Here is a 7445-nt window from a genome sequence, read left to right on the forward strand (position 1 = left end):
ATTTCTCCCAAATCATCGATCCGTGAATGCAAAGGAAGGCTTCTTTCTAAAAGATATTCTCATTAAAGGAAATTATTTTCTCTTATTTCTAGTATATTCTAAAAACAAAAACAGGCGGCTGTCCGCCGCCTCCCGCTTATACAAGCTCCGCCTGCACTTGATCGTACAAACAGGCGATCGAATCGAACAAAATGCGCACCGCCTCAGCCATTTCGTCTTCGCTCATCGACAGAACTGGTATGAACGTCAATACCGGGCCGAGCGGACGGATGACAAGCCCCCTCCGGCGCGCCTCAAGGATGATCCGGTGCTCCACCATGGCCGCGCGCGGAAAGACTTCTTTCGTTCTTCGGTCTTTCACGATTTCAATGCCGCACATCAAGCCTTTTTGCCGGATGTCGCCGACAATCGGAATGTCATACAACCGATCAAGCCATTCGGCCAGTCGGCGCGCCTTCCGCTTGACGCTGTCAATCAAGCCGCGTGTTTCGATGAGCTCGATGTTTTTCAGCGCAACGGAACAAGTGAGCTGGTTTCCCGTGTACGTATGGCCGTGGTAAAACGTTTTGTCTTCGTCCACATCGCCGAGAAATGCCGCATAAATCTCTTCCGTGACCAGTGTGGCCGCGAGCGGCAAATATCCTCCCGTGATCCCTTTCCCAAGGCAGACAAGATCAGGCTTCACCTCTTCCTGCTCACAAGCGAACATCGTGCCGGTGCGGCCAAAGCCGACGGCGACCTCGTCGCAAATGAAGAGCACCCCATACCGGCGGCAAAGCCTTTCCACTCCTTTTAAAAACCCGCGCGGATGGACGATGATCCCCGCCGCTCCTTGCACAAGCGGTTCCACGATCACGCCGGCGATGTGCTCGTGCTGCTCCTCAAGCACCCGTTCAAGCTCGCGCAAACAATAGTCGATGATCTCCTGCTCGCTTCCGTATTCATCCATCCGATACACGTACGGCGACGGCACTTCGATCCGCTCAAACAAAAGCGGCGCAAAAATGCGGTGGAACGTTTCCATGCCGCCAACGCTCACCGCCCCGACCGTATCGCCGTGGTACGCTTCCTTCAACGAGACAAACTTGTTCTTCTTCGCATATTGGACCGGGTCGATGTTTTTCCAATACTGATAGGCGATCTTGAGCGCGATTTCCACCGCCGCCGCCCCGGTATCGGAATAAAACACTTTTGACATGTGCGGCCAATATTCAAGCAACCGTTTGGCCAACAAAATCGACGGCACATTCGCCGAACCAAGCAATGTCGAATGGGCAATTTTCTCCAATTGCTCGCGAAGCGCCGCATTCAGCTCCGGATCGTTATGGCCGTGGACATTGACCCATAGCGACGCATAGCCGTCTAGGTACCGGTTGCCGTCGACATCGTACAAATAGCTTCCTTGCCCGCGTTCAATGATCAAGGGGCGTTCTTTGGCATACTGCTTCATTTGCGTAAATGGATGCCAGACGTACTGCTTGTCCCACTGTTCCAATTGCTCGTAGCTATACGCCAACGCCAAGCACCTCCAGCAGTTGTTTCGCCTTTCCTTGTTCGATCCAACGCTGAGCTAAGGTTTCCAGTTCCCGCCTTGAGACTGCAGGAAGGAGCGGCACGACCGCCAGCACCGGCAGCCGAAGCAAGGCGGCGATCGTTTCGACATTGTTTTGGTGGATAATCTCTTGCTCCTGAAACTGATTGAACATCAGGCCAAGCAGACGAATGCCTTGCGCGTCGGCATACGCCGCCGTCGTCACCGCGTGATGAATCGCACCAAGGCTTGAGAGCGACACGAGAATCGCCGGCACCTCATAGTCGCGGACAAAATCGCTCGTCATATACCATCGTCCGTCGCGCTCGCACCACGGAACGGCCAACCCTCCCGCTCCTTCGACGAGCACCACATCATAGCGCTGCGTAAGCCATTCCAACCGTTCGGCCACCCTCTCTGGTTCGATGGACGTGCCGGTCAACTTCGCCGCTAAATGCGGCGACATCGCCGGTTCCATATAGTACATGCCTTCTGATGTCGGAATCTTCGCCACTCGTTCGTACCAATATTGTTCGGCAAACGACACCCCGTCTTCGGCCAGTCCAGTCTGAACCGGTTTAAACACGCCGACCTTCATCCCAAGCCGCTCCAGCGCCAACGCCACGATGGAAGTGACGACCGTTTTGCCGATTTCTGTTCCTGTTCCCGTCATGAAAATGGCTTGCCCCATTCTCTTATCCCCCCATCCCTCGAGTCATCATGATCGGTCGGACGCGCGGCCATACGCGCGCCGCCACGACGGAACAAACGGCGCAAAGCACGAGATCCCCCGGCACCGGAAGAAGAAAGCCGAACCATAGCGTTTGGCCGATGGAAAGCGGAGTCTCCGCGATCCATTTCATCGCTATGTACAGCCACGTGCAGCCAAACGCATACACGACGAACAATGCCGCCAAATTCGCCTTCCATATGTCCTGCGCTCTTGTCCATTGAAAGCGGCGGACAAGCAAGCCGCACGTATACGCCCCGGCGATGAAGCCAAGCAAATAGCCAAACGTCGGCTTCCAAATATAACCGAGCCCGCCTCCTTCCGCAAACACGGGCGCGCCCGCCAGCCCGATCAACACGTAAAGCATCTGGCTGAGCGCTCCTGTTCTTGGACCAAGCAGACATCCCGACAAATAGACTGCGGCGATTTGCAGCGTAAACGGCACATACGGCACCGGGATTTTGATGAATCCGCCGACCGCCGTCAGCGCGGCAAAAAAGGCTGCCCAAACAAAGGAACGGATGTGCACGTTTCCCCTCCTCTCCAAATATTTGTTTCTATTGTGCCTGATATGTTTTTTATTTGTCAACTTTATTTTTATATAGGTTTACATTTAGACAAAAAATACGGAGCCCCCTAACACAGCAGGACTCCTTTTTTGGCGCGGCTCATTTCTCAAACAGACGGCGGAAGCAGTGGCCAACGCTCACCCTTCATCCTCCCACAAGTTAAGCAGGTTCATCCGTTCGCCGTCCGTTTTCGGCATCGCCAGCGATCCACTCTGCCTCTCCTCCTTTTCCAACAACGACGACAATAAGCGCACCGCCTCCGCAATATGCCTTCCTTTGTTCAACATGATGCATTGCGCCTGTTTTCCAAGAAAAACATCCGAGATTTCCGCGCGCGACGGAATTCCCTTTTTCGCCATTTGTTCAAGCACTTGCGTCGCCCAAATGACCGGGGTGTGAGCCGCCCGGCATAGCGCCAAAACGTCGTTCTGTGCGGCCGCAAGATGTTCAAATCCGATCTCCAGGGCCAAATCGCCGCGCGCAATCATCACACCAAACGCCGGAAACTTCAATCCCTCAAGCAAGATGCGAACGAAGTTATGAAGCGCCGCCCGCGTTTCGATTTTCGCGATCACCGGGAGAGAACCAGCCCCTTGTTCGGCAAGCAAATGATAAAGCTTTCGCAGGTCATGAGGGGCCTGAACAAACGACAGCCCGACGATATCCGCCCATCTCGCGATGAACGGAATCCATTCAAGGTCGCGGTCGGTGAGCGGCGGAACCGTCAAATGGAGAAACGAATCGGGAAGATGGATGCCCGTTCCTTGCTTAATCGCTTTTCGCTTTCCGCCATCGGCAACGACTTTGGCCTCTACATGCCGCTCGTGCACTTTCACGACCCGCGCTGCAATTTGGCCGTCGTTCAAATAAAGGCGGTCTCCCGCCCGCACATTGCGCCACGCTTTCGCCAACGTCGTCGTCATTTTCACACCGCAGCCATTCTGCGCCTGTGCAAACGCAGCGTCATCGAAATAAATATACAGCGGTGTACCGACCGTGACAAACGCTTTCATTGGAATGAACAAAACAGAACATAGAGTGAAAGAAGCCGACCCGCGCCGCAGTTTCATCCCTTTTTGCACATAGGCCGTCCGCGAAAGAAGAACTTTAAAACAAGACGGAGCGATTTGTTCAGTGACCCGAAGTTTTCGTTTTTTTCCGCGCACATCGGTAAACAGCAGTTCATCCCCTTCTTCGACGGTCGCTCCGTCCTCAGCCGTCAACTGCCACAAGAATGAAACATCGCGGGGGAGCGGAGACGGCGGCGGGGAAGAAGAGAAGGAAATGAGGCCGAAGAGCGGCTCCATTGGCTCTCCATATAGATTTTTCTTCACAGAGAGCTTCATCGGCCCCGCGTTGACCGCCAAGCGGTCGACCCGGATTTTTGGCCCCGGCAGATCCATGTAAATGCGGCATCGCCTCCCCTGCAGCTGTGGCTCCAACTGCTTCTCGGCTTGACGAATGATGGCCACGAGCGCCTCCCACGTTTCCGGAGAACCGTAGGCGCAGTTGATGCGGGCGATGTCCATGCCATAAAGAAGCAGCCGCTCGATCAGCCCCGGCTCATCCACCCATGCCTCGTCCATCGTCACCATAATGCGTGTCGGCCGAACAGAACTTGGGCTTCCGAACACTGCCCCCGCCCGTTTATGAAGCAACTGTTTCGCTTCCTTTCTTGTCATCTTTCGAAGCTCCCATCCGCCATCAACCCGCGTGCGCAAATAGGCCAAAACTTGTTCGATCGCGTCGATGAGATGAGCCTCTTGCCCCTCGAGCCGCCATCCGGCGTCTTCCATCGCTTCACGCAAATCCGACGGCATATGCTCCCTCATATATAAGTAAGCAAGCAACTGATCCCGGCTCTCTTCATGGGATGGAAGAGGAAAATACTTCTGCTTTTGTCCCACCCACTCCGCCATCCCTCGGTAAAAGGCGGCCAAGCGGGCGCCCAAATCTCGTTTGTCGTGCATCAGCGGCACCAACCCTTGTGAAAAATGCGGTTTTACTTTTATATATTCGCCGCCGCCCCAAATGAGGACAGAAAAAAACCGGCGCCATTCGCCGGTTGAATGCGACAGAAACAGGAAGCCGTTTTTTCGGTATATTATTTTTGCACGACAATTTTCATCCCGCATTGACAAAGCAGCGAATGTTTCAGCCGCCGCAACGGCTGACCGCACTGTTCACAAACGGCCGGTTTATTCACGCGTTTCCTCCCCTTTGCTGCGTGTTTGGTATCTATTATACACCCATGATTATTTAAAGTAAATACAAAATGATAATAATTATAAATAATGAGCAGATCATTTGGACTCTTTTTCTATTTGTGATAAGGTAATAATAGTGCCAATATTCAAAAGAAGGAGGCGGTCACGATGTACGACATCGCCATCATCGGCGCCGGGCCTGCGGGGGCAAGCGCTGCGATCTTCGCCGCCAAAGCCGGGAAGAAAACGGTCTTGTTTGACAGCGACAAAGGCATGACAAAGCGCGCTTGGGTGGAAAACCATTACGGGGTTCCGGAAATCAGCGGCCCGGAATTGGTGGAAACCGGGAAAAAGCAAGCCGCAAAATTCGGGGCGGAATTGGTGGAAACGCAAGTGACAGACGTGCAAAAAACGGACGGCGGCTTCCGCCTCGAAACGGAAAACGGCTCCTTTGAGGCGAAACACGTCATTTTCGCCACCGGCGTCGCCACGGATCTGGCGGAAAAAATCGGCCTGCGCACCAAACCGGGCACGGAGCCGCGCATTAAAACGGTGATTGACGTCGACGCCAATGGCAAAACGAACATCGACGGCATTTGGGCGGCAGGGACGGTGGCCGGCGTCAGCGTTCATACGATCATCACAGCGGGCGACGGGGCGAAAGTCGCCATCAACGTCATCAGCGAACTGAACGGCGAACGGTACGTTGATCACGATGTATTGAAAAAATAACAACGAAGGTGTCCCAAACAGCGGGACACCTTTTCTAATAGCGCCATGGAAACGGCCGGGACGCAAGATGACGGGCTGAACTGCCTGTTGCGTCGTACCCGCATCGACATAGCGGCCCCGATCCATCCAAGGGCGCTTATTGTCCAATGCTCCGGTACTTCCCTTCAAAAAACAAGAGCGGGTCGCCCGGTTCGTCTTTCATCAAAATATCGGTCACTTCCCCAAAGTAAAGCGTATGATCGCCGGCCACGTACGTGCTGTGGACGTTGCATAAAATATTCGCCAACGCCTCCGGCAAAATCGGATGGCCGTTCACCCAATCAAACGAAACATGGCGTTCTTCTTTCAACTGGCCGGCAAACAAGCGCGACAACTCCTCTTGATCGCGCCGCAAAATGTTGACGGCAAATTTCCCCGTTTGCTTGACAATGTCATGCATTCGCGCTTTGTGACCAATGGAGACGACGACAAGTTTCGGGTCGAGCGAAACGGACATAAACGCGTTCGCCGTCATTCCTTTCGCTTCCCCTTGAAATTCGGTCGTCACGACCGTCACGCCGGTCGCAAATTTTCCCATGGCTCTGCGAAATGTACGATCATCCATACGGTTCTCCCATCCTTCCCTTTTCGTCATCAGCCGCCCTGCGCCTTCCGCTGGCGGTTGGGCGGCTTTCCTTCTTGATGTTTCCACACGACGGGCGCTTCGTCCGACATCTTGCCTCTATGGCTGAGACCCATTCATGCCGAAATGAGGGTCAAATCTACCCCCATCATAGCAGAAATAGGGGAAAGAAACAACGACGATATACGGCTGTCATCGGCGGCCCGCCGCTCCAAGGTACGCCTCTGCCACCCGCTCAGCGGAAGAAGATCAGCGCCGCCGCTTAAACGCTTCGGCGGTGTTGATTTTGTGTTGACGGACGTATTGTTCGATTTCATGCGGCGGCGCCTGTTCATGCAACAGACGGATGATCTCTCGATGTTCTTCGATCGATGCTTTCGCCCGCTGCGGCACAAAGGTGAAGCCGTAGGCGCGGATGCGCTTCATCCGCTGCCAAATTTGCTTGATTTGCTCTTCGAGGTAGGCGTTGCCGCAATGGGCGTAAATCAAGGAATGAAATTCATAGTTCAGCTCGCTGAACCGTTCCAGCTCCAGCTCTTCAAGCGCCCGCTCCATCCGTTCGTTCAACCGCTCAAGCTCGTTGATCGCCTCCTTCGTCAAATGGGCGGAGCCAAGCGCGGTCGCATAGCCTTCCAGCACAGCCAACACCGACAGCGTCTCGATATATTCTTTCTCGTTGATGTTGCTCACAACGGCGCCCGTATACGGTTTGAACTCGACAAGCCCTTCCGCTTCAAGCTGGCGGATCGCCTCCCGCACCGGGATGCTGCTGAGTCCAAGCTCGCGGGCGATTTGGTCGATGACGACCCGGTATCCCGGGCCATAGACGCCGTTTTCAATGCGAGAAAGAATATACTCGTAAGCCAATTGGGTTTTGTTTTTCGCTTTCGTTTCCATACGTTTATCATATACTAGATCGTATACATTGACTAGCCATTATGCCTGTTCGGCAGACAAGGCGGTCTGTTTCTCCCCTTTGCCGAATGCGGGGATTGGCGGATCGCCGACCGCGACGTGGACAACTTGCACTTCCGTATAGAAATCAAAGCTGTAA

General features: G+C 54.1%; 7 protein-coding genes. 1 reads left to right on the top strand and 6 read right to left on the bottom strand.

Annotated elements, in window-relative coordinates; genetic code table 11:
* Positions 1-136: 136 nt before the first annotated feature.
* The 4 genes from bioA to GZ1_RS07615 all read right to left on the bottom strand — a co-directional run bounded on the left by bioA (position 137) and on the right by GZ1_RS07615 (position 4800).
* Positions 137-1516 carry an adenosylmethionine--8-amino-7-oxononanoate transaminase gene (gene bioA, locus GZ1_RS07600; RefSeq protein ID WP_060788250.1) on the bottom strand — a complete coding sequence of 460 codons (1380 nt, stop codon included), beginning with the start codon at positions 1514-1516 and terminating at the stop codon, positions 137-139.
* Positions 1506-2222: a dethiobiotin synthase gene (gene bioD, locus GZ1_RS07605; protein WP_020755107.1), complete on the bottom strand. Its 717-nt coding sequence runs from the start codon at positions 2220-2222 to the stop codon at positions 1506-1508. Before bioD ends, bioA begins: the two co-directional genes overlap by 11 nt.
* A gap of 4 nt (positions 2223-2226) precedes the next feature.
* A complete protein-coding gene (locus GZ1_RS07610; RefSeq protein WP_060788244.1) occupies positions 2227-2790 on the bottom strand; it encodes a biotin transporter BioY in 564 nt (187 codons plus the stop codon).
* A gap of 177 nt (positions 2791-2967) precedes the next feature.
* Entirely contained in the window at positions 2968-4800 is a 1833-nt protein-coding gene (locus GZ1_RS07615) for a pyruvate kinase (protein WP_373278087.1), read from the bottom strand.
* A gap of 405 nt (positions 4801-5205) precedes the next feature.
* Between GZ1_RS07615 and GZ1_RS07620 the strand changes: the two genes are divergently transcribed.
* Positions 5206-5769: an FAD-dependent oxidoreductase gene (locus GZ1_RS07620; RefSeq protein ID WP_060788245.1), complete on the top strand. Its 564-nt coding sequence runs from the start codon at positions 5206-5208 to the stop codon at positions 5767-5769.
* Between the two features lie 136 nt (positions 5770-5905).
* Here GZ1_RS07620 and GZ1_RS07625 read toward each other — a convergent pair whose 3' ends face one another.
* Both GZ1_RS07625 and GZ1_RS07630 read right to left on the bottom strand, forming a co-directional pair.
* A complete protein-coding gene (locus GZ1_RS07625) occupies positions 5906-6373 on the bottom strand; it encodes a flavin reductase family protein (protein ID WP_011232491.1) in 468 nt (155 codons plus the stop codon).
* A gap of 267 nt (positions 6374-6640) precedes the next feature.
* Entirely contained in the window at positions 6641-7288 is a 648-nt protein-coding gene (locus tag GZ1_RS07630; protein ID WP_060788246.1) for a GntR family transcriptional regulator, read from the bottom strand.
* Positions 7289-7445: the final 157 nt, after the last annotated feature.

Source organism: Geobacillus zalihae NBRC 101842, from assembly GCF_001544135.1.
GTDB classification, from domain to species: domain Bacteria; phylum Bacillota; class Bacilli; order Bacillales; family Anoxybacillaceae; genus Geobacillus; species Geobacillus zalihae.